Origin of the sequence: Sphingomonas sp. 8AM, assembly GCF_902506455.1 — a bacterium.
GTDB lineage: Bacteria > Pseudomonadota > Alphaproteobacteria > Sphingomonadales > Sphingomonadaceae > Sphingomonas.
In genome coordinates this window covers 52,547-73,370 of the sequence record NZ_LR733844.1, presented here as the reverse complement: position 1 = coordinate 73,370, position 20,824 = coordinate 52,547, and the positions used below count along the sequence as shown (strand labels likewise).

The 20,824-nt window shown below is 69.9% G+C and carries 22 protein-coding genes; 5 read left to right on the top strand and 17 right to left on the bottom strand.

All coding sequences use genetic code 11. The features are described from left to right. Positions 1-40: 40 nt before the first annotated feature. Positions 41-616 (bottom strand): TlpA family protein disulfide reductase, encoded by a 576-nt coding sequence (locus BACI71_RS00395; protein ID WP_159753539.1) that lies wholly within the window; start codon positions 614-616, stop codon positions 41-43. A gap of 16 nt (positions 617-632) precedes the next feature. Here BACI71_RS00395 and argH point away from each other — a divergent pair, with 16 nt between their 5' ends. The 5 genes from argH (at position 633) to BACI71_RS00370 (ending at position 5,372) form a co-directional block, all read left to right on the top strand. Next, a complete protein-coding gene (gene argH / locus BACI71_RS00390) occupies positions 633-1,991 on the top strand; it encodes an argininosuccinate lyase (RefSeq protein ID WP_159760690.1) in 1,359 nt (452 codons plus the stop codon). After that, positions 1,988-2,221 (top strand): hypothetical protein, encoded by a 234-nt coding sequence (locus tag BACI71_RS00385; protein ID WP_159753536.1) that lies wholly within the window; start codon positions 1,988-1,990, stop codon positions 2,219-2,221. Before argH ends, BACI71_RS00385 begins: the two co-directional genes overlap by 4 nt. A gap of 19 nt (positions 2,222-2,240) precedes the next feature. After that, entirely contained in the window at positions 2,241-3,497 is a 1,257-nt protein-coding gene (gene lysA, locus BACI71_RS00380; protein WP_159753533.1) for a diaminopimelate decarboxylase, read from the top strand. Between the two features lie 166 nt (positions 3,498-3,663). After that, positions 3,664-4,419 (top strand): precorrin-2 dehydrogenase/sirohydrochlorin ferrochelatase family protein, encoded by a 756-nt coding sequence (locus BACI71_RS00375; RefSeq protein ID WP_159753530.1) that lies wholly within the window; start codon positions 3,664-3,666, stop codon positions 4,417-4,419. Next, on the top strand, positions 4,416-5,372 hold the full coding sequence (locus BACI71_RS00370) for a zinc transporter ZntB (protein ID WP_159753527.1): 957 nt from the start codon (positions 4,416-4,418) through the stop codon (positions 5,370-5,372). The genes BACI71_RS00375 and BACI71_RS00370 overlap by 4 nt, the downstream gene beginning before the upstream one ends. Positions 5,373-5,487: 115 nt before the next feature. Here BACI71_RS00370 and BACI71_RS00365 read toward each other — a convergent pair whose 3' ends face one another. The 16 genes from BACI71_RS00365 to fliF form a co-directional block, all read right to left on the bottom strand. Next, positions 5,488-5,886, bottom strand: coding sequence for a flagellar export chaperone FliS (locus BACI71_RS00365; protein ID WP_159753523.1), 399 nt, complete (start codon positions 5,884-5,886; stop codon positions 5,488-5,490). 19 nt (positions 5,887-5,905) lie between these two features. Continuing rightward, complete coding sequence (gene fliD, locus BACI71_RS00360; protein ID WP_159753520.1) at positions 5,906-7,456, bottom strand: flagellar filament capping protein FliD; 1,551 nt, start codon at positions 7,454-7,456, stop codon at positions 5,906-5,908. A 34-nt stretch (positions 7,457-7,490) separates the two neighbouring features. Beyond that, on the bottom strand, positions 7,491-8,615 hold the full coding sequence (locus tag BACI71_RS00355; RefSeq protein ID WP_159753517.1) for an EscU/YscU/HrcU family type III secretion system export apparatus switch protein: 1,125 nt from the start codon (positions 8,613-8,615) through the stop codon (positions 7,491-7,493). Then, positions 8,615-9,388, bottom strand: coding sequence for a flagellar biosynthetic protein FliR (fliR, locus tag BACI71_RS00350; RefSeq protein WP_159753514.1), 774 nt, complete (start codon positions 9,386-9,388; stop codon positions 8,615-8,617). The genes BACI71_RS00355 and fliR overlap by 1 nt, the downstream gene beginning before the upstream one ends. Positions 9,389-9,514: 126 nt before the next feature. Next, on the bottom strand, positions 9,515-9,796 hold the full coding sequence (fliQ, locus tag BACI71_RS00345; protein ID WP_159753511.1) for a flagellar biosynthesis protein FliQ: 282 nt from the start codon (positions 9,794-9,796) through the stop codon (positions 9,515-9,517). 122 nt (positions 9,797-9,918) lie between these two features. Then, positions 9,919-10,800, bottom strand: a complete 882-nt coding sequence (gene fliP, locus BACI71_RS00340; RefSeq protein WP_159760688.1) for a flagellar type III secretion system pore protein FliP — start codon at positions 10,798-10,800, stop codon at positions 9,919-9,921. 11 nt (positions 10,801-10,811) lie between these two features. After that, entirely contained in the window at positions 10,812-11,090 is a 279-nt protein-coding gene (locus BACI71_RS00335) for a flagellar biosynthetic protein FliO (RefSeq protein WP_028967501.1), read from the bottom strand. 14 nt (positions 11,091-11,104) lie between these two features. Continuing rightward, on the bottom strand, positions 11,105-11,395 hold the full coding sequence (gene fliN, locus BACI71_RS00330; protein ID WP_028967502.1) for a flagellar motor switch protein FliN: 291 nt from the start codon (positions 11,393-11,395) through the stop codon (positions 11,105-11,107). After that, positions 11,392-12,330 carry a flagellar motor switch protein FliM gene (locus tag BACI71_RS00325; protein ID WP_159753508.1) on the bottom strand — a complete coding sequence of 313 codons (939 nt, stop codon included), beginning with the start codon at positions 12,328-12,330 and terminating at the stop codon, positions 11,392-11,394. The genes fliN and BACI71_RS00325 overlap by 4 nt, the downstream gene beginning before the upstream one ends. A 6-nt stretch (positions 12,331-12,336) precedes the next feature. Beyond that, a complete protein-coding gene (locus BACI71_RS00320) occupies positions 12,337-13,002 on the bottom strand; it encodes a flagellar basal body-associated FliL family protein (protein WP_159753505.1) in 666 nt (221 codons plus the stop codon). Between the two features lie 16 nt (positions 13,003-13,018). Beyond that, the gene (locus tag BACI71_RS00315) at positions 13,019-15,511 is read right to left on the bottom strand and encodes a flagellar hook-length control protein FliK (RefSeq protein ID WP_159753502.1); all 2,493 of its coding nucleotides are present in this window, start codon (positions 15,509-15,511) and stop codon (positions 13,019-13,021) included. Positions 15,512-15,568: 57 nt separating this feature from the next. Beyond that, positions 15,569-15,976 (bottom strand): hypothetical protein, encoded by a 408-nt coding sequence (locus tag BACI71_RS00310; protein ID WP_236552748.1) that lies wholly within the window; start codon positions 15,974-15,976, stop codon positions 15,569-15,571. Beyond that, positions 15,969-17,300: a FliI/YscN family ATPase gene (locus tag BACI71_RS00305; RefSeq protein ID WP_159753499.1), complete on the bottom strand. Its 1,332-nt coding sequence runs from the start codon at positions 17,298-17,300 to the stop codon at positions 15,969-15,971. The genes BACI71_RS00310 and BACI71_RS00305 overlap by 8 nt, the downstream gene beginning before the upstream one ends. Continuing rightward, on the bottom strand, positions 17,294-18,064 hold the full coding sequence (locus tag BACI71_RS00300) for a FliH/SctL family protein (protein ID WP_159753496.1): 771 nt from the start codon (positions 18,062-18,064) through the stop codon (positions 17,294-17,296). The genes BACI71_RS00305 and BACI71_RS00300 overlap by 7 nt, the downstream gene beginning before the upstream one ends. Next, positions 18,057-19,094 (bottom strand): flagellar motor switch protein FliG, encoded by a 1,038-nt coding sequence (fliG, locus tag BACI71_RS00295; RefSeq protein WP_268894050.1) that lies wholly within the window; start codon positions 19,092-19,094, stop codon positions 18,057-18,059. Before fliG ends, BACI71_RS00300 begins: the two co-directional genes overlap by 8 nt. Continuing rightward, positions 19,091-20,824 (bottom strand): flagellar basal-body MS-ring/collar protein FliF, encoded by a 1,734-nt coding sequence (fliF, locus tag BACI71_RS00290; RefSeq protein WP_159753493.1) that lies wholly within the window; start codon positions 20,822-20,824, stop codon positions 19,091-19,093. Before fliF ends, fliG begins: the two co-directional genes overlap by 4 nt.

Genomic DNA, 20,824 nt, shown 5'->3' with positions numbered 1-20,824 from the left:
CTTCGCTCCGCTCGCAATAACGGAGAGTGGTGGTCGCCTCTTACGCCGCCTCGGCGAGCAGCTTTTTCGCCTCCGCGCCGGTCCAGTCCATGTCGCCGGTCACGCGCCAGATCTCCTTGCCGTCGGCGCCGTACAGGATCGTCGTCGGCAGGTTCGCACCATAGCCGGTGCTCAGCCCCAGCTTCGGGTCGAGGAACGCGCGCAGATGCGCGAACTTGCGCTGCGCGAGGAAGGCGTTGGCCTTGGCGGGCTCCATATCCTGGCTGATCGCGAGCACCGGCAGCTTCTCGCCCAGCGTCGCGGCGGCGGCATCGAGCGTCGGCATCTCCTTGACGCACGGCGCGCACCAGGTCGCCCACAGGTTGACCAGCACCGGCTTGCCCTTGAACGCCGCCAGCGTGGTGGCGGCGCCGCCCGCGGCGGGGGTGAAGAGGACGTCGGGCGCGCGCTCGCCCTTGCGGCTGCGGTCGATCTTGTCGACCTTCGGCGCGGCGGTGGCGGCGACCTCGTCGCTGCTCGCCACCTCGGCTTGCTCGTTGGCCGGGGAGGGCTTATCGCACGCGGCGATTGCCAGCGCGGTGCCGAGGAGACAGACGATCGCGACGCGGGATGCCATGAGCGGTTCCAACCAGATGTGGGGCGGGCGGTTCGCCGAAGGGCCCGCCGCGGTGATGCGCGAGATAAACGCGTCCATTCCCTTCGACAAGCGGATGTGGCAGCAGGATGTCGCGGGCAGCCGCGCGCATGTTGCGATGCTCGCCGAACAGGGCATCGTCTCGCCAGCCGATGCGGCGGCGATCCGCGACGGGCTGGAGCAGGTCGCGGCCGGCTATGCCCAAAACGGCGTGCCCGACGATCTGGCGATGGAAGACATTCATATGCTGACCGAGGCGCGTCTGTCCGACGCGATCGGCGCGGCGGCGGGACGGCTGCACACCGCGCGCAGCCGCAACGACCAGGTCGCGACCGACTTCCGGCTGTGGGTGCGCGACGCCACCGATCAGGTGCTGGCGGCGCTCGACGCGCTTGATGCGGCGCTGCTGGCGCGGGCCGAGGAACATGCCGGCAGCGTGATGCCCGGGTTCACGCATTTGCAGTCCGCGCAGCCGGTGACGCTCGGCCACCATCTGATGGCCTATCACGAGATGGTGTCGCGCGACATCAGCCGCTTCCGCGACAATCGCGCGCGCGGCAACCTTTGCCCGCTCGGCGCCGCGGCGCTGGCGGGGACCGGCTTCCCGATCGACCGCCACGCCACCGCTGCCGCGCTCGGTTTCGACGGCCCGACACGCAACAGCCTCGATTCGGTCAGCGACCGCGACTTTGCGCTCGATTACCTGACCGCCGCCGCGCAATGCTCGCTTCACCTCAGCCGGCTGGCGGAGGAGTTCGTGCTCTGGGCGTCGCAGCCGTTCGGGTTCGTGTCGCTCAGCGATCAATGGTCGACCGGCAGCTCGATCATGCCGCAGAAGCGCAACCCTGACGCGGCCGAGCTGGTGCGCGGGCACAGCGGGCGGATCACCGGCTGCCTCGTCAGCCTGATGGTGACGATGAAGGGGCTGCCGCTCGCTTATTCCAAGGACATGCAGGACGACAAACCGCCGGTGTTCGAGTGCCACGACCTGCTGGCGATCTCGATCGCGGCGATGACCGGCATGATCGAGAGCGCGACCTTCCGCATCGAGCGGATGCGCGCGCTGGCGGAGAGCGGCTTCGCGACCGCGACCGACCTCGCCGACTGGCTGGTGCGCGAGGCCGATGTGCCGTTCCGCGAGGCGCATCACATCACCGGGCGCGCGGTGGCGCGTGCCGAGGCGCTCGGCTGCACGCTCGACAAGGTGCCGCTCGCCGACCTTCAGGCGATCGACGCGCGGATCACCGACGCGGTGTACGGCGTGCTGTCGGTCGATGCCTCGGTGGCGAGCCGCAAGAGCTTCGGCGGCACCGCGCCCGACAATGTCCGCGCCGCGATCCGGGCGGCGCGCGCGTGAGGGCGCTGCTAATCCTCGCCGCGCTCCCGCTCGCCGCGTGCGGATCGACGCAGGCGCTGAAGCCCGCGCCGGGACAGGCGATGCCGGTCACGCCGTACGGCGCGGCGCAACAGCCTGCGGTCGGGGCATTGCTGACCCCGTCGGTGCAGGCGCGGCCGCAACGGACCGGGGAGGTCTTGAAAAGCTCGCAGAAACGGGAGCCCGACCCGTTCGACCTTCCCCCACGCTGACGATTATCTGCGAGTGACCATGGACCATTTTCATTACCGCGACGGTGCCCTGTGGTGCGAGGGCGTGCCGCTGACCCGCATCGCCGACGAGGTGGGCACCCCCGTCTACGTCTATTCCGCCGCCGCCTTCCGCGCGCAGGCGCGCGCGTTTCGCGATGCGCTGTCGGGGGTGCCCGACGTGCATCTCGCCTATGCGATCAAGGCGAACCCCAATCTCGCGGTGCTGCGCGTCGTCGCCGCCGAAGGCTATGGCGCGGACGTCGTCTCCGGTGGCGAGATGGCGCGCGCGCTGGCGGCGGGCATTCCGGCGAGCGGGATTGTCTTTTCCGGCGTCGGCAAGACGCGCGCCGAATTGCTGCGCGGGCTGGAAGCCGGGATCGGCCAGTTCAACCTCGAGCTGGAAGAAGAAGGCGTCGTCCTCGCACAGCTCGCGCACGAACGCGGAATGACCGCGCGGGCGGTGCTGCGGGTGAATCCCGACGTCGATGCGGGCACGCATGCCAAAATCTCGACCGGCCGCAAGGAGAACAAGTTCGGCGTGCCGATCGATCAGGCCCCGGCGATGTACGCGCGGCTTTCCGCGCTGCCCGGCCTGTCGATGCAGGGCGTCGCGATCCACATCGGCAGCCAGTTGTTCGACCTTGCCCCGCTCGAGGCGGCGTACCGGCGCGTCAAGCTGCTGGTCGACGATCTGCGCGGCGCGGGCCATCCGGTGGCGCGCGTCGATCTCGGCGGCGGCCTCGGGGTGCGCTACAAGGCCGGCGACGATCCGCGCACGCCTGCCGAATATGGCGCGATGGTCGAGCGCGTCACAAAGGGCTGGGACGCACACTTAATGTTCGAGCCCGGCCGCGTGATCGCGGGCAATGCCGGCGTGCTGCTGACGCGCGTGATCTGGGTGAAGCCGGGGGTGCTGCATCCCTATGTGATCGTCGATGCGGCGATGAACGATCTGGCGCGTCCGGCGCTGTACGACGCATGGCACGATGTCGATGCGGTGATCCCGACCGGCGAGCGGATGACGGCGAACGTCGCCGGTCCGGTGTGCGAGACCGGCGATACCTTCGCGATGGCGCGCGAGATGGACGCGGTGAAGGGCGGCGACCTCGCCGTGCTTCGCACCGCTGGAGCGTATGGCGCGACGATGGCGTCGACCTACAACAGCCGCGCACTGGTGCCCGAGGTATTGGTCGACGGCGACCGCTATGCGGTGGTCGCCGACCGGATCGCCGCGGAGACGATCCTTGCCGCAGAGCGCGTGCCGGAGTGGTTGTAGGGGCGGTGCTTCTCGCGAATTGCCGTCACCCCGGCGCAGGCCGGGGTCCCGTGACGGGCCGGTCGTTTGATGCGGCTCGGTTGCCCAACTGGGCCCCGGCCTTCGCCGGGGTGACGACATGGGCGGCGGCCCCTATGCTCGCAATGACGGCGCGAGGACGCGCGGCATGACCCTCCAAAGTCTCCCGCTCTTCGTCCGCCTGAACGGCCGCCCGGTAATCCTCGTCGGCGATGGCGAGGCGGCCGAGCCGAAGCGGCGCTTGCTCGAACGCGCCGGAGCGATCGTCGTCGGGGAAGATCATCCGGACGCCCGGCTCGCGATCGTTGCCGATGACGACGCAGCGGTGGCGCGGCTCAAGGCGCGGGGCGTGCTGGTGAATGCCGTCGATCGCCCCGAACTCTGCGACTTCACATTGCCCGCGATCGTCGATCGCGCGCCGGTGCTGGTCGCGATCGGCACCGGCGGTGTCTCGGCCGGGCTGGCGGCGGCGGTGCGGCAACGGCTCGAGGCGGTGCTGCCCGCATCGCTCGGACGGCTTGCCGAGGCGCTGCACGGCGCGCGCGCGGCGTTGCGTGTCGCGCTGCCCGATGGCGGCGAGCGGCGACGCGCGATCGGCGCGGCGCTCGCCCCCGGCGCGGCGCTCGATCCGCTCGCCGCTTACGACGGGCGCGATGCCGCCGACGCGGTACTCGCCGGAAGCGCGACGACCGGCGTCGTGCGGCTCGACCTCGCCTCGCGCGATCCCGACGACCTCACGCTGCGGCAGGCGCGGCTGCTCGCCGCCGCCGACCGTGTCACGCACCGCGCCGACGTGCCCGCCGCAATCCTCGACCGCGCGCGCGCCGATGCCGCGCGCGAACAATGCGATGAACCACCGACACGCGGCACCGGGTTGACCGTGGATATCGGGATGCGAGCATGAGCGGCGTGGCATGGCGCGTCAGTGATGACGGCAAGGTCGAGAAGGTCGCACCGGAAACGGGGCTGTCGGGCGACGCGGCGTTCCGCTGGGTGCATCTCGCCTCCAACGCCGCCGAGGCACAGGCATGGCTGCGCGACGCCGCCGGGCTCGACGCCTTCACCGTCGACGCGCTGACCGCCGCCGAGACGCGGCCGCGCGCCGAGAAGATCGGGCAGGGCGCGTTCGTCAACCTGCGCGGGCGGACCGAGGAGCCGCTCGATACCTCGGATGTGCTGGCCTCGATCCGCATCTGGGCTACCAGGGGCCGCGTCATCACCGTCTCGCGCAAGCGGCTGGTGACGTTGTCGCGCGTCGAGGAAGCGATAGAGCGTGGCGAGCTGCGCGATCCCGGCGACCTGATCGCCGCGATCGCCACCGCGATCACCGAGGATCTCGACCCGGTCGTTGCCGACCTCGGCGACGGGCTCGACGATTGCGAGCAGAAGCTCAGCGCGCACCGCGTTTTCGAGCTGCGTCGTTCGGTGACGCGGATGCGCTCGGAAGCGATCAACTACCGCCGCTTCCTCAGCCCGCAGCGCGCCGCGCTGGAGCGGCTGGCGACGCTCCCCGGCGATTGGCTGGCGGAAGAAGATCGCGCGCATCTCTCGGCCGCCGCCGACCGCGCCGCGCGGATGGCCGAGGAAGTCGAGGCGATCCGCGAGCGCGCCGCGCTGATGCACGAGGCGCTGACCGACCTGCGCGCCGAACAGCTAGACCAGCGCAGTCTGGTGATCGCGATGGTGGCGATGATCTTCCTGCCGCTGACGTTCCTGACCGGGCTGTACGGGATGAACGTCAAGGGACTGCCCTATGCCGAGGAGCCGTGGGCGTTCGACGCGATCGCGGGCGCCTGCGCGGTGATCGCGGCGGGGATCGTGATCTGGTTCGTCCAGCGGCACTGGTTCAGGAGGTGACCGTCGGACTTGCTTCGTCATTCCCGCGAAGGCGGCGATTCAGAACCTCGGACGTCAACGACTCTTACGAAGACCTGCGCGTCCGGATTTCCGCCTTCGCGGGGGTGACGGCAGGTTACGCCGCGCGTGCCTGACGCCACGCGCTGGCGATCTCCTCCAGCTCGGCGGCGACCGCGCGGAACGGGGCGCCGTCGGTGCCGATGCTCGCCTCGATCACCTGCCGCCGGCACCCGCCGTAGAAGCGTGCCAGCGCACGCGACACGTCGCCGCCCTTCTCGAAATCGAGATTGGCCTCCAGCGCGAACAGGATCGCGGTGGCGCGGGTGATGCGTTCGCTGCGGGTGGCGAACTGCTTGTGATCGGCCGCCCAGGCGGCGACGCGCAGCGCCTGCGTCAGTTCCTCGTAGAGCAACTGGACGAGCGCCGGACCGTCGGCCGCGGCGGTGCGGCCCGCGAGGTCGATCTCGCGGTAGGTGCGCGCCGGATCGCGCAGCAGGGAAGAGGCATAGGCCATGATCTGTCGTCTCTCCCGATCAGCTCGACTTGTACCAGCCGTCGATCTGCTGCTTCATAAACGACTGCGTCTGCTTGTAGGCCGACACGCGCGAGTTCATGCTGGCATATTGCTGCGTCAGCCGCGCCGAGAAGCGCGTCGACTGCTCGTCGATCTTGGCGGTTTCCTTCGTCAGATCGTCCTGCGCCTTGCGCAGCTTCAGGTCGGTCGCGCCCAGCCCGTACAGCGTGCTGCCCGACGACAGCTTCAGCGACTGCATCGCGGCGTTGATGCCGGTCGCGCCAAAGCTGTTCGGGTTGAACATCGCCTGGATCGAATCGGGCGAGTCCTTCATCGCCTTGGTCAGCGCGGCGTCGTCGATCGTCAGCTCGCCGGTGGTCTTGTCGGTGGTCACGCCGATCCCGGCCAGCGTCGAGGGCGAGCCCGGGGCGGCGTCGGGGAGCAATGTCTTGCTCGCGAAGCCCTGCAGGTTGCGCAGCAGCTGCTTGGCGGCCGGATCGGCGCGCAGGCTGCCGTCGACCGCGTTGGTCTGCTGCTTCACCTCGTTGAGCAACTGGTTGAAGGTCTCGACGAAATCCTTGACGCCATTGGTCAACGCGGTGTCGGGGCGCGTGCCGGTCAACGTCATCGAGCCGGTGCCGGCCAGCGTCAGCTTTATACCGGGAACGAGATCGCTGATCTCGTTGCTCGGCCGCTCGACCGACACGCCGTCGACCGACAGCTTGGCATTGGCGGACTGGCCAACGACCGACATCTTGGAGGTCGCGGTGGCGTTGGGGCCAACGTTGAGCGTGTCGAGCGTCCCGCCGGTGCCCGTAACCGAGAACGCCTGCGCGGTACCGCTCTGCCCCTTCAGCGACAGGAACGCGCCGCCATCGGCGTCGGTGATGATCGCGGCGGTGACGCCGGTGTTCTTGGCGTTTATCGCGGCGGCGATGCCCGACAGCGTGTCGTTGGGCGGCGCGACGTCGACGTCGAAGCTCAGGTCGCTGCCGTCGCCGGCCTTGCCGACCGTCAGGCCGTCCATCTTGCCGGCGGTGTAGTTTGCGGTGCCGATGTTGATCGTCAGCTTGCCGCTGCCGAACTGGTCGGTCTTGGCGAGCTTCGCGCTGGTGACGGTCTGCACCGTGGCGAGCGAGGTGACGGTGACGTTCGCCGAGGCGCTGGCCGACATCGGCGCGCCCGAGATCGCAGTCGCGCCCGCGACCTTGGGGTCGCTGACGTTCGGCTGCGTCGCCAGCGAGCCGCCGGTGACCAGCGTGTTGACCGCCTTGGCGAAGTCGCTGACGAAATTCTTGAGCGTCGCCGCGTCGGAGATCTGCGCGGTCAGCTTGTCGGTCTTGGCGGTGATCTGCGCGCGCTTGGCGGCGAATTGCGCGTCGACGAGTTGCGTGACCAGCGTATCGGTGTCGACGCCCGAGCCCGAGCCAAGCGAGGTCAGGATCGAGTTGGCGGTCGACTTGTTGATCGATGACGCGCTCGCCGTCTTGGTGGTCGACGACGCGGTCGTCGACGACGTTTTCGTCGTCGACGCCGTGCTGCTCGTGCTGGTGCTGCTGATCGTCGCCATGATGCTCTCCTAAACGGCCGCGCGCGGCGATTCTTTATGACTGGCGGACACCATTTTCGTCGAAACGTGCGGTGTCGGGCACATCGACCGGCGGCTGCGTCCCGCCGGCTTGCGCATTGAGTCCGAAGACAAAAGCCAGCACGGTGGCGATGGCGAGATACAGATCGTCGCGCACTTCCTGTCCCTCGCGGCTGGTATAGTAAACGGCACGCGCCAGCGCCGGATATTCGAGGATCGGCAGCGCGCGATCCTTGGCGGCCGAACGGATCGCGAGCGCCAGCGCGCCGCGTCCCTTGGCCACCACCACCGGCACCTCGTCGCGTCCGCGCTCGTAGCGCAGCGCCACCGCGAAGTGCGTCGGGTTGGTGAGCACGACATGCGCCTGGTCGAGCGCCTTGTGCATGCCCCCCGACAGCATCTCGCGCTGCTTCATGCGCATATGCCCCTTCATCTCGGGGTTGCCCTCGCTCTCCTTATGCTCGTCCTTCACTTCCTGCTTGGTCATACGCAGCTTCTTGAGGAGCTGCATGATCTGGGTCGGCACGTCGATCATGCCGATCGCGACCAGCCCCATCGCCATGACGAGCAGGACATGCGTCAGCGTCGAGCCCAGCCCGGCGAGCGCGACCGGCAGGTTGGAGGCGGCGAGCCCGAAGCTGAAATGCGCGGTCTGCCACAGCATCCACGCGCCGATCGCGCCGAGCAGCGTCACCTTGAGCAGCGACTTGCCGAGTTCGATCCAGCCCTGCATTCCGATGATGCGCATGATCCCGGAGCCGGGATTGATCCGCGATGCTTTCGGCGTGAGCAGCTTCGCGTTGAAGCTCAGCGACCCGAGCCCGGCCTGGCTGGCGACCGCGGCGGCGATCGTGATCGCGAACAGCGTGCCGAGCGGCGCGGCCAGCTTCCACCCGGCCTGGATCAGCGGGCGCCATGGCTGGAAATCCTCGACGTCGGCGCGGCCGAAGTTGAAGCTCGCCGCCATCACCTCGCGGCAGGCGGCGAGCAGCGCCGGGCCGAAGAACATGATCCAGGTGATGCCGGCCAGCACGACGAAGGCGGTCGCGAGGTCGCGGCTCTTGAGGACGTCGCCTTTCTCCCTGGCGTCGTCACGACGCTTCTGGGTTGGGGCTTCTGTCTTGTCACCTCCCTCCGACATCAGCCGAGCACCAGGCTTTGCGCGGCGGCGAGACCCTCACGGACGATCACCTGCATGTAATCGCCCATCGCGGGCAGCGCGATCGCGAGGCTGATGACCCCGACCGCGAGGCTGGCGGGCAGGCCGATCGAGAACAGGTTGAGCGACGGGGCCGAGCGCGACACCATCCCCATGACGAGGTTGAGGCACAACAACAGGAACCCGACCGGCAAGGCGAGCAGCAGCCCGGCCATGAACGCATAGCCGCCGAACAGCGCGATGTCGCGCATCTGCCCCGCCGCCAGCCATGCCGCGCCGGGCGGCAAGGCTGTATAGCTTTTCACCACCATGTCGACGAGCACGAGATGCCCGTCGAGCGACAGGAACAGCAGCGTCAGCAGGATTGACAGGAACTGGCCGACCGCAGGGCTGGAGCGGCCCGAATTGGGGTCGATCATATTGGCGAAGCCGATGCCCATCGAACCGCCGATGATCTCGCCCGCCACCAGCGGTGCGGCGAAGGCGATCTGGACGATGAAGCCCATCGCCAGCCCGACGAGCGCCTCGGCGGCGATCGCGACGAAGGTGGCGAGCGCGAAGATCGTCGGTGGCGGCTGGATCGACGTGGTGCCGATTACCAGCACCCCGACCGCGCCCGACAGCGTGATCCGCACCGGCAAGGGGACGGAAACGTTGCCGAACACGGGTGCGGCGATGAACGCCGCCCCGACGCGGATCATCACGAAGATCAGCGCCCAGAGCTGCGGTTCGATGGAGAGGCCGAAGCCCAACATGTCAGTTGTGCCGCCTGTGCCACGGCGAAGGCCGGGGCTCAGATACGGACCGATCGTTGTCAGTACGATCGTTCCGCAGCTGGACCCCGGCCTTCGCCGCGGTACGATAAACAGCCAAGGTCAGGCTCAATGCACCAGATCCGGGATGCGCGCGAAGATCTCGTTGGTGAAGTCGCTGAGCAAGCCGAGGATCATCGCACCGAACACCATGATCGACACCGCGACGACGATCAGCTTGGGCACGAAGCTCAGCGTCTGCTCGTTGATCGAGGTCGCGGCCTGCACCATGCCGAGGATCAGGCCCGACAGCAGCGCCGGGATCAGGATCGGCGCGGAGACCAGCGCCAGCACCCACATGGTCTGGTTGGCGACGGTCAGGAAGTAATCGGCGTCGACGAGCGGTTGCATGGCGGGCTTACTCTTCTCTCTTCGTCATTCCCGCGAAGGCGGGAATCCAGACGCGCAGGTCTGTCGATGGAGGCGATACGTCGGAGGTTCTGGATCCCCGCCTTCGCGGGGATGACGGGAGGCTAGGTCGCGAACGAATTGGCCAGACTGCCCATCGTCAGCGCCCAGCCATCGACCAGCACGAACAACAGCAATTTGAACGGTAGCGAAATGATCGTCGGGCTGAGCATCGCCATGCCGAGCGCCATCAGCACCGTCGCGACGACGAGGTCGATGACGATGAACGGCAGGAACAGCAGGAAGCCGATCTGGAACGCGGTCTTCAGCTCCGAGGTGACGAACGCAGGCAGCAGCACCGAATAGGGGATGTCGTTCGGCGTCGCATACGGGCCGGACTTGGCCATCTGCGCGAACATCGTCACGTCCTTCACGCGCGTCTGCTTCGACATGAAGGCGTGGAGCGGCGCGGCGGCGGTCTGGATCAATTGCGTGCCGTTGATCCGCCCCTGCGAATAGGGCTGGATTGCGGTCGTGTTGATCTGGTTGATCGCGGGCGCCATGATGAAGAAGCTGAGGAACAGCGACAGGCCGATCAGCACCTGGTTGGGCGGGGTCTGTTGCAGCCCCATCGCTTGACGCAGGATCGACAGCACGATGATGATCCGCGTGAAGCTGGTCATCATCAGCACGATGCCGGGCAGCACCGTGAGCAGGCCCATGATGATGAGCACTTGCAGCGACAACGACATCGAGCCGTTGTTGCCCTGCGCACCGGCATCGCCACGCGACAATTGGCCGAGCGCGCGGTCGACCGCGTCGCCGACGCCCGGCGCGGGCGCGGCCGGGGCGCCCTGCACCGCCGGCTGCGCCGGGGCAGGGAAGTTCTGCGCCAGCGCCGGCATCGCGACGCACAGCGCGACGATGATCGCGAGCAGCGCGAGGATCAGGTGCGACCGCTTGCCCGCGGCACGGGCGCGCGGGCGGATCAGCGCGCCGCTCTGCATCGCCGAGGCGCTCACGCGGCGGGCTCCACCGGCACGCGCCCTTCGGCCTTGTCGACCAGGGTAACGCCGGCGCGGTTGACCGAGACGAGCAGGCGCCGTCCCTCGAAATCGACCACCGCCAGCTTGACGCCCGGCGAGATCATCATCGTCTCGCGCACCGCAATCCCGCGCGTCGACGGCTTGCCGGGCATCCGCGCCTCAAGCCGACGCCAGAGATACAGGCAGCCGATCATCAGCCCGCAGACGAGCGGGAGCATCACGACCAGCTTCAGGATATAGGTCCACATCATCGCGTGATCGCCCCTCAGCCGCGCTTCTCGGGCGAAACCAGTTCGGTCATCTTGACGCCGTAGCGCTCGCCGACGGTGACGATCTCGCCGCGGCCGATCAGCGTGCCGTTGACCAGCACGTCGAGCAGCTCGCCCGCCTGCCGGTCCAGCTCGATCACGCTCGACTCGCCCAGCGCGAGCAATTCGCGCAGCGACAGTGTGGTCGAGCCGATTTCGACGGTCAGCTTGACGTCGACGCCCTGCAACAGCCGCAGGTTGGCGGCGACGGCGGCGTCGATGGCAAATCCGCCGGTCATGTCGTTCATTGCAGGGGTCCTTCGAACTTGGAGATGCGAATGGCCGCACGGCCGTTGGACGTGCCCACGGTGCCCAGCCCCAGCGCCATCCCGCCAACCACGATCGGCACGTCGGCGCCGAAACTGATCGGGATGATGTCGCCTTCCTTGAGATCCATGAGCCGCGAGAGCGGGATGGTCGGCTCGGCGAGCACCGAGCGGACCGGGAAGCGCACGCCCATCGCCGCCCGGGTCAACTGGGTGCGCCATTCGGCGTCGACCTCGCTGGGCTTGGCGACGACCTTGCCGGTCAGCGCGACCGTGTGCGGCTTCAGCGTCGCGACCGGATAGAGGATGTCGACGAACGCGGGCTTGGCGCTGCCGCGCGCGATCGCGAAGCGGGTGGCGATCACCACCTCGTCGGCCTCGACACCCGGGATCATGTTCCCGCCCAGCTCGAACGGCTCGGCGGTGAAACGCGCGCGCGCCAGCGGTTCCCATGCGGTTTCCAGCGCGCGCGCCAATGCCTTGGCGATGCGCGCGACGATCACGTCGCACGCGGGGGTGAATTCGAGCGCCAGCACCGGCGAGACGTCGCCGGTGCCGCCGAAGAACAGGTCGATGATCTCGACCACGAACTGGCTGTCGACGACGCACAGCGCCGGGCGACCGTCCATCGACAGCGGCAGCCACGCCGTCAGCTTGTCGCCGCGCGCCGCGCGATAGTCGGCGAGGCGCAGCACCTCCAGCGGCTCGGCCCAGGCGCGCGTCTCGGCGCGCCAATAGCTCTCGAAGGTCTGGCGCACCCCGCGCGCGGCACGCGCCGACAGATGCTGCAGCGTGTGCAGATCGCCGAACGGGTGCAGCTTGGCAGGCGCACCCGCCCCCCCGCCCAATGCGGCAGCGGTGCCGATCGGCGTACCGGAGTCGAATCCGGCGTCGGGGGAGGCGGGCCTGTTAACCATCTACGTTCACTGAACCACGAAAGTGGTAAAGTAGACGTTACTGATCCCGCCAAAGCCTTCCTTTTCCCGCAGAACCTGGTTGATCGTTGCGACGAGCCGTTTCTGGAGCTGCGCCTTGCCGGCGCCGGTGAACACCTGATCCTCGGTCGTATCGCCGAGGGTCAGCAGGATCGCAGAGCGAATCGCGATGTCGTTGGTCTTCAGATTTGTGATGACCTTGTCGTCATAGGGCGTCGACACCGCGAGCCCGATCTGGATGAAGTGCACCGAATCCTGAAGGTTGGAGGTGAACTCCTTTTCCATCGAGAAATAGTTCGAGGCATAGGGCTCGCCGCCATGGCCCTCGGGGGTCGGCGCGCCATGTGCCTCGCCGCCGCCCTCGCCACCTTCGCCGCCCTCGGCCGCGGCTTCGCCGCCGCCATGTCCGCCCTCGCCACCTTCGCCACCCTCGCCGGGGTGCTTCTGCTCGCTTTTGGGGACGAGCTTGGGCTTGTTGGGATCCTCGTGCGCGACGGGCTTGCCGCCGCCGCCGACCATGCCCGAGCCCGCGGCATACAGACCGGCGCCGACGCCACCGCCCAACAGGACGATGACGCCGACGGCGCCAATCACGATCATCTTCATCTTGCCCTTTTTCTTGGGCGCGGCGTCTGCGGCCGGAGCATCACTCATCGTTCGATTCCCTCAATCAGGCGATTCGTTGTTCGGTATCGTCGGCGTCCGCGGTGGCGGCGCGAAGGGCGGACGGCGGCGCGGCCGGAACCGGCGCGGCACGTTGTTGCTGTTGTTGCTGCGACGGCTGGCGGTCGCCCTGCGCGGTCGTGCCGCCGGGCTGCGCATGGTGGAGCTTCAACCCGCGCGCCTCGGCCATCTCGGTCAGCCGCGGTTGCGCATCGGCGAGCAGCGCGCGCGTCTGCGGCTGTTCCGCGGTGAGCTGGACCTGCACCGTATCGCCCTCACGCCGCAGCGCGACGTCGATCGCGCCGAGCGCATCGGGGACGACGCGGATGCGCATGTCGTTGGAATCGGCCATGTCGCGCAGCTTCTCGATGTGCTGGATCATCGCGGCGGGCCAGTGCGGCTGGCGCATGTCGAGCGTCTGCTGCTGCGCCTGGCCGGTCGCGGTGACCGCGGCGGCGGAGATGGCGGCGGTCGCCTGTGGCTGCGTGACCGGCGCGGTCGGATCGGCGGGGCGGGCGCGATCCTCGGCGGTGACCGCGCGGTGGATCGCCTCGGCGAAGGTGCGCGCGGCGGAGGCGATCACCGGAGCGGGGGCGGCGTCGGCGGCGACCGGTGCGGGCGCAATGCGTGCGGTTTCGCGGGCCGCCGGTGCCGCCTCGCCCGCGAAAATAGGCCCCTGTGTGTCGCCAACGGGCGCTTCCGGGGTGGTCACGGAAGCGGTCGGTAGCGGCTGCGACGCTGCGGGGAGCGTCGTCAGCGGAACCGCGGGTGTGGCGGGGCTTGCCGCCTGCGGCGTGACTGGCGCATCGACGCGTACCGTCGCCGCGCTGGCGATCACCGGGGTGGCGGGCGCGGGTGCGGCGACCGTCGTTGCCACGGGTGCTTGGGCGCGGGGCGGTGCGGTCTCGACACGCGGAGCGGACGGCAGGGGCGCTGCGGACGCAAGGACGTCGGCGGGACGAGGGGCGGCCTCCCGATGCGGCGTGTCCACGGATGCGGTCGCGATCGGCGCGTCGGCGGCAAGCGGCGGCTGCTCGACCGGGGCCGCTGCAGGCGCTGGTGTTGCGGCGTTTGCCTGCGGCGCGAGGGGGGGCGGGACGCGGGAGGCCGGCACGTCGACCGTGCGCGGCGGCGCGACGTCCGCCGGCGCGGTGGCGGCGGGAGCCGGCGGGGCGGCGGCGCTCGGTTGCGCAGCGGCCGGCATATCCGCCGCGGGCGTGGGCGCGACCTCCGCCGGTGTCACGGCCGGCGTTACGGTGGTGCGCTGACGCGCGACGGGGCGCGCGGCGTCGGTGATGGTCGCCGCGGCGGTGTCGGCGGTCACTTCGACGACCGGCGAGGGCGCATCGCCGTCGACGGGCGACGCGGTGGCGGGCGCGGCGGGCCCGGACCGGGGCTGCGCCTCGACGCGCTGGCCACGGCGAGGCGGCTGCGATGCTTCGACCGCGGCTTTCGACGCCAGCGGAAGCGGTCCCGCCGGGCGTGCATCGGGCGCGGGAGCGGCGGTCGGCGCGGAACGCGGGGCGGCGGTGGGAGCGGGAGCGGTCGTGCGGGAGGGCCGGAGGTTTGGCGCGGCGGCAACAGTGTCGCCGGACGTGGCGATTGCGTCAGGCGTGCGCGCGGCCGTGACGGCAGGGGTATCGCCGGTCGTGGTCGTCGCGTCAGGCGTGTCGGTGGCGGTTGCGGTCAGGGTCGGCTGGCTGGTGGCGCCCGGCTCCGGTGCCGGGGCATTCCCGGTCGCGGGCCGATCGACGGTTGGGGTCGCCTGACCGCGTGCCGGCGTCGTCGCAGCAACGGGTGCCGGACGGGCAGCTTCGATCGCAGGTGTGGCGGTCGGCGCAGCCGCCGATGGGACGGGCGCGGCGTCGGGCGTCGGGGCGGGCACAGGCGCAGCCGGGGCGGCGATCGTGACGGTCGATGGTGCGACGGCCACCATCAGCGTGGCCGCCGGATCGCGATCCTCATGGGTTGCGGGCTTCGCCTCCTCGGCGGCGTCGGGCAGCGGGTCGACATGATCGCTCCCGGGCACCTGCACCGGCACGTCGGGGGTGACGACGCGCAGCCGTGGTCGCGCGGCCTGTACCGGCGTGTCGGGGAGCGCGACCGGCGCGGCCGCCTTGGACGCCGCAACAATGGGGACTGCCACCGGCGTCGCGGGGGTCGCGACGGGCGACACCTCCGCCAGCGCCAGCGCGGGTGGCGGCGGGGGGATGGCGACGCCGGTCGCGTCGGCCAGCCACGCCAGCGCCGCCTCGCCGGTCGGCACCACGGCATCGACCAGCGGCAGCCCGGTGCCGGAGCCGGCAAGATCCTGCCGCCCCGCGCCACCCGTCCCCGGCGCGACGCCGACCGCGCCGACCGCTACACCATCGCCGCAACCGGGCAGCACCAGCTTCAGGAAGTCGCCGCTCGCGCCCGCCACGCCCGGCGTGGGTGAGGCCGCACCCGGCAGCATCGCGCCCGGTGCCGTCGTCAGGAGAAGGCTTGCGATCGTGGTCAAGGGTCAGGCCGCTTTCGTGGACAGGGTTCGCCGGCCACGTTGCAAGGAGCGTGCCGTTTACTTCTTCGGGCGCGCGGGCACGTCCTCGAGCGCCTTCATCTCGGCGCGCAGATCGGCGGCGTGCTGCCGCTCCATCAGCTTTTCGACCGCGCTCTGGTCGCGGCGGGCGCCGCGCGTCGCCTCGGTGCTGCGTTCGACCTGCGCCTCGGCGGCGCGGACGCGGTTCATCGCGGCCTCGGCCGAGCGATGCAGCCGCTCGCGGAAATGCGCGGTCGCGGCGAGATTGGCCGCGCCGGCGAGCGTGGCGGGGGCAGGGGCGACCGCATCGGCGAGCTGCGCGATACGCTGCGCCAATTGCGTCTCGCTGCTCAGCTGCGCCTGGGTGCGGGCCTCGTCGGCGCGCGCCAGCCCGAGCTGGAGCGTGCGGACGCGGTGCAGACGCTTCAGCCGCTTGGCGTCAGGCATCGCCGAAGACGCCGACCAGCTCCATCTCGGCATCGTCCAGCGACACCATCTGGTGCGTGTCCTGGCGCACGAATTCCATGATCGCGGGTTGATAGGCGATCGCGGCGTCGATCGCCGGATCACTGCCGCTGCGATACGCGCCCATCAGCACGAGATCGCGATTTTCCTCATAGGTTGCCAGATGGCGGCGCAGGACGCGCGCGGCCTGCTGGTGATGCTGCGGCACGATGTCGTTCATCACGCGGCTGATCGATTTGGAGATGTCGATCGCCGGATAGACCGCCCGTTCGGCCATCGCGCGGCTCAGCACGATATGCCCGTCGAGGATCGAGCGCGCCGAGTCGACGACCGGGTCGTTGCCGTCGTCGCCATCCGCCAGCACGGTGTAGATGCCGGTGATCGATCCGCCGGTGTGCACGTCCGACCCGGCGCGCTCCAGCAGATTGGGAAGCATCGCGATCGCCGACGGCGGATAGCCGCGCGCGGAGGCGGGCTCGCCCAGCGCGAGCCCGATCTCGCGCCCGGCGTGCGCGACGCGGGTCAGCGAATCGATGATGAGCAGCACGCTCTTGCCCTCGGCGCGGAACGCCTCGGCGATCGCGGTGGCGCGCAGCGCGCCGCGGATGCGGAGCACCGGCGAGTGGTTGGCGGGCACCGCCACCACCACCGAGCGCTTGCGCGCCTCGCCCGCGACCTTGGTTTCGAGAAAGTCGGCGACCTCACGGCTGCGCTCGCCGATCAACCCGATCACGACGACATCGGCCTGCGCCGCGCGCACCATCATCCCGAGCAGCACCGACTTGCCGACGCCCGAGCCGGCCATGATCCCGACGCGCTGGCCCTGCCCGACGGTGAGCAAGCCGTTGATCGCGCGCACCCCGACGTCCATCGGCGCGAGCACGCGGCCACGGTCGAGCGGCGACTGCATATGCCCGGCGAGCGGCCAGCGGCCCGCGCCACGGATCGGGCCGAGCCCGTCGATCGGATTGCCCGCGCCGTCGACGACGCGCCCGAGCATCGCTGCGCCGACCTCCGCCTCACCCGGCGCGCCGAGCGGGCGGACGGGCGCGTTGGGGAGCAGGGCGGCGGGGCCGCCGAGGTTCATCATCAACGTGCGGCCGTTGCGGAAGCCGATGACCTCGGCCTCGACCTGCTGCCCGCCCTCCGCGCCGATCTTGCAGACGGTGCCGACCGGCAACGACAGTCCGACCGCTTCCATCAGCAAGCCGTCGTAGGACGATAGCCGACCGGCGACGCGCGCCTTGGGCCGCGGGCCGGCGAGAGCGAGCGTGCCGAGGTAATCCTCGGCGAACTGGTTCAGCACGCCGGCACTGCCGCGCGCTCGATCGCGGAGGAGAGTTGCTCCAGCCACATCGCCGGGCCGTCCTCGACGATCGTCGACGCGGCCTCCATGACGAAGCTGCCGCGTTCGACGCTTTCGTCGGCGACCGGGAAGACGGTGCCGGGCACGCGGCCTTCGAGCAGCGGCAGATCCTCGGGGTGGACGCGCAGCATCGCCGACTCGCTGGCGTCCGCCAGAAGCTCGGTCGCGGCCTCGACGCGCGCAGCGAGCAACGGCGCGGACACGCCGATCTCGCCGACCAATTGCGTCACCAGCATCGTGACGGTGCGGCGCAGCGCCTCGGCCAGCGCGACGCGGTCGATCGCGCCGCCGGCCTTCATCGCGCCCGCGACCGCCTCCAGCAGCTCGCGCTCACGCGACACCACCGCGTCCGCCGCCATCGCGGCGTCGGCGAGCCCTTCGTGATAGCCGGCGATCCGCGCCGCCTCGATCTGTTCGACGCAGGCCGGGATCGGCGCGTCGGCGTCCAGCATGTCCCAGCCGGCGGTCGGATCGGACTCGCGATCGGCGGGGGAGAAGTGGCGCGGCTGGTCGCCCGCCGCCTCGTCCGACATTTCCTCCGTGAACGACGGTGCGGGGGAGCGTGCACCGAACGCCTGTTCGATGCGCGCGATCAGGTCCGCGGGCGTGAAGCCCGGCGCGATCCCGGATTGCGCGCGCGTGCGGCTGAGCGCCGCCGCATCGGCGCGCGAGGGCATACCACTGACGAAATCCGCCTCAGACATAATCGTCGTCGCCTGCCCCGAGGTTGATGGTGCCGTCCTTGGCAAGGTTGCGGGCGATCTGGATGATCGCCTTCTGCGCTTCGAGCACTTCGCTCAGCTTCATCGGTCCGCGTGCTTCCATATCGTCGCGAATGCCCGATGCGGCGCGTGCCGACATGCAGCCGAGGATGCGGTTGCGCGCCGCCTCGTCCACACCCTTCAGCGCGCGACCCAGCGTGTCGCCGTCGACGTTGCGGATGAGCGTGCCCAGCCCCTTGTCGTCCAGCTCCAGCAAATTGTCGAAGACGAACATCGCCTCCTCGATCTGTCGCGCGATATCGCGGTCCATCTTGAGCAGTTTCGGCATGACACGCTGTTCGGTCGACTTGCGCGCGCCCTGCAGGATCTTCGCCGCCTCGCGTGCGCCACCCAGTTGCAGCGCGGTCGACGACCCGCCACCGCCGCCGCTCGCGCTGCCGCCGCCGGTGCGGCTGGCGATCAGCGTGCGCAGCGCGTCGACCGCGTCGGGCGTGATCGGCCCCAGCCGCGCAATGCGGTGCAGGATATCGGGCTGCGTCAGCTCGGGCAGCAGTTCGAGCACCTGGCTGCCGATCGACGGATCGAGATTGGCGATCATCACCGCACAGATCTGCGGATGCTCCTTGTCGAGCATCGCCGCGATCTCCTTGGCGTCGAGCCAGTCGAGCAGGTCGATCTCGCACACCGCCTCGGCGGGGGTGATCTGCGCCAGCACGCTCTCGGCCTTGTCGCGGCCGAGCGCGCGCGTCATCACCGCCTCGACCTTGGGGCCGGGGTTGAAGGTGATGCCGGTGCGCTCGCGCGCCTTGCCGACGAAATCGTCGAGCACCAGCTCGACCTCGTCCTCGCTGACGTCGGCGACCGCGAACATCGCGGTGCCCAGCTTGCGGACCTCTTCGGGGTCGAGCTTCTGGAGGATCGCGGCGGCCTCTTCCTCGCCGACGAGCATCATCAGCACCGCGGCGCGCTCGACGCCGGTGAAGATGCGCGGGGCGGTGGCGACTTCGGTCACGGCTTGGCGTCCGCGACCAGCATGTCACGCACCGCCAGCGCCGCGCGCGCGGGATTGTCGCGCGTGAAGCCGCGCACCGCGTCGATCCGCTCCTCGTAGCTCTGGCTGGTCTCGATCTGGTCGAGGCTGACGGGTTGCTGGACCGCGATCTGCTCGCCGTCCGGGCCGACGGCCGTTGCACCCGCGGCATCGGTCAGCGCCGCGCCGCCGCTCTTGGTGCCGTCCGCCAACGCGGCGGCTTCCTTGGCCGTGGTGGCGTCCTCGCGCTTCTTCATCAGCGCCTTGGCGATCGGACGCACGCCGAGCAGCAGCACCAGCAACGCGATGACGAGCGCGGTCAGGTTGCGCGCGAGCATCGGCACCAGCGCATTGTCGTACCACTTGGGCGCGGCGGCGGCATCGGCGCTGGCGTCGGCGAACTTGCGGCTGATAACCGTGACATTGTCGTTGCGCGCCTGGTCGAAACCGACCGCGCTCTTCACCAGATCGTTGATCTGCTGGATTTCCATTGCGGTGCGCTTGGCCTTCTCCGGATCGCGGAGCAGCACCGCGACCGACAGCCGCTTGATGTTGCCCGGCGCGGCGCGCGTGACCGAGACTTCCTTGTTCAGATCATAGGCGCGCTGGAACGCATCGGTCTGCTTGGCCGCGTCGGGCGCGGGGCCGCCCGCGGCGGGCTGCGGCGCGGGCGTGCCGGGGTTGCCGGTCGCGGGCTGCGGTGTGGAAAGCTGCGAGGCGGGCGGGGGCGTGTTGCTCAGTGCACCCGGAATGCCGCCGGGCGGCGCGTTCGTCGCCATGTTGCCGGTCCAGTTGCCGGTCTCGGCGCGCAGCCGGCCTTCCTTGTCGTAGCTCTCGCGCGTCGCGCTGGTCTCGTCGAGGTTGACGTCGGCCTGTACCTCGGCGGTGAAATTGCCCGCGCCGACCAGCGGGGTCAGCAACTGGATCAGCTGCTGGCGATACTTGTCCTCGACGCGACGCTGGAATTCGATGCGCTTGTCGTTGGCGCTGTCGGGGCCGTCGCCCGATTTGGTGAGCAGCCCGCCCATCTGGTCGACGACCGTCACGGCGTCGGGCTTCAGCCCCGGCACCGACGAGGCGACCAGGTTCACGATCGACTGGACCTGCGCGTCGCTCAGCGAGCGGCCGCCCTGCAGCTTGACCACGATCGACGCGGACGGCGCGGCATTGTCGCGCACGAACACGCTCGCCTCGGGCATCGCGAGATGGACGCGCGCCTCGGCGACCGCATCGATCTCCTGGATCGAGCGGGCCAGCTCGGTCTCGCGCGCCTGGCGAAGGCGTTCGCCCTCGACCGCGCGGCTGACGCCCATCGGCAGCTCGTCGAGGATCGCATAGCCACCCGGCGCCGCCTTCGGCAGCCCCTGTCCGGCGAGCAGCAGCCGCGCCTTGGAGAAATCCTCCTCGTTGACGGTCAGCGTGCCCTGCGAATCGTCGATATGGCTGGGGATGTTCGCGGCCGACAGCGCCGTGGTAACCGCCGCCTTGTCCGCATCGGGCAGGCCGGCGAACAACGTCTTCTGCGGCGGCGTCGACAGCGCCGACCAGGCGAGCCCGGCCGCGCCGATCAGCCCGACCATCAACGCCATCGGCCCGGCGCGCCGCACCGCGGGCTGCGCCATCACGCCCTGGATCTGGCGCAGCGGATTGGCGAACTTCTCGGGGACCAGCGTGACCGGCACCGGGTTCTGCGGGGTGAGAGCGTTGCTCAT

Coding starts and splice junctions, on each gene's coding strand:
- BACI71_RS00395 (WP_159753539.1), bottom strand. CDS start 616: ATGGCATCCCGCGTCGCGATCGTCTGTCTCCTCGGCACCGCGCTGGCA.
- argH (WP_159760690.1), top strand. CDS start 633: ATGTGGGGCGGGCGGTTCGCCGAAGGGCCCGCCGCGGTGATGCGCGAG.
- lysA (WP_159753533.1), top strand. CDS start 2,241: ATGGACCATTTTCATTACCGCGACGGTGCCCTGTGGTGCGAGGGCGTG.
- BACI71_RS00375 (WP_159753530.1), top strand. CDS start 3,664: ATGACCCTCCAAAGTCTCCCGCTCTTCGTCCGCCTGAACGGCCGCCCG.
- BACI71_RS00370 (WP_159753527.1), top strand. CDS start 4,416: ATGAGCGGCGTGGCATGGCGCGTCAGTGATGACGGCAAGGTCGAGAAG.
- BACI71_RS00365 (WP_159753523.1), bottom strand. CDS start 5,886: ATGGCCTATGCCTCTTCCCTGCTGCGCGATCCGGCGCGCACCTACCGC.
- fliD (WP_159753520.1), bottom strand. CDS start 7,456: ATGGCGACGATCAGCAGCACCAGCACGAGCAGCACGGCGTCGACGACG.
- BACI71_RS00355 (WP_159753517.1), bottom strand. CDS start 8,615: ATGTCGGAGGGAGGTGACAAGACAGAAGCCCCAACCCAGAAGCGTCGT.
- fliR (WP_159753514.1), bottom strand. CDS start 9,388: ATGTTGGGCTTCGGCCTCTCCATCGAACCGCAGCTCTGGGCGCTGATC.
- fliQ (WP_159753511.1), bottom strand. CDS start 9,796: ATGCAACCGCTCGTCGACGCCGATTACTTCCTGACCGTCGCCAACCAG.
- fliP (WP_159760688.1), bottom strand. CDS start 10,800: ATGCAGAGCGGCGCGCTGATCCGCCCGCGCGCCCGTGCCGCGGGCAAG.
- BACI71_RS00335 (WP_028967501.1), bottom strand. CDS start 11,090: ATGATGTGGACCTATATCCTGAAGCTGGTCGTGATGCTCCCGCTCGTC.
- fliN (WP_028967502.1), bottom strand. CDS start 11,395: ATGAACGACATGACCGGCGGATTTGCCATCGACGCCGCCGTCGCCGCC.
- BACI71_RS00325 (WP_159753508.1), bottom strand. CDS start 12,330: ATGGTTAACAGGCCCGCCTCCCCCGACGCCGGATTCGACTCCGGTACG.
- BACI71_RS00320 (WP_159753505.1), bottom strand. CDS start 13,002: ATGAGTGATGCTCCGGCCGCAGACGCCGCGCCCAAGAAAAAGGGCAAG.
- BACI71_RS00310 (WP_236552748.1), bottom strand. CDS start 15,976: ATGCCTGACGCCAAGCGGCTGAAGCGTCTGCACCGCGTCCGCACGCTC.
- BACI71_RS00300 (WP_159753496.1), bottom strand. CDS start 18,064: ATGTCTGAGGCGGATTTCGTCAGTGGTATGCCCTCGCGCGCCGATGCG.
- fliF (WP_159753493.1), bottom strand. CDS start 20,824: ATGAGCAACGCTCTCACCCCGCAGAACCCGGTGCCGGTCACGCTGGTC.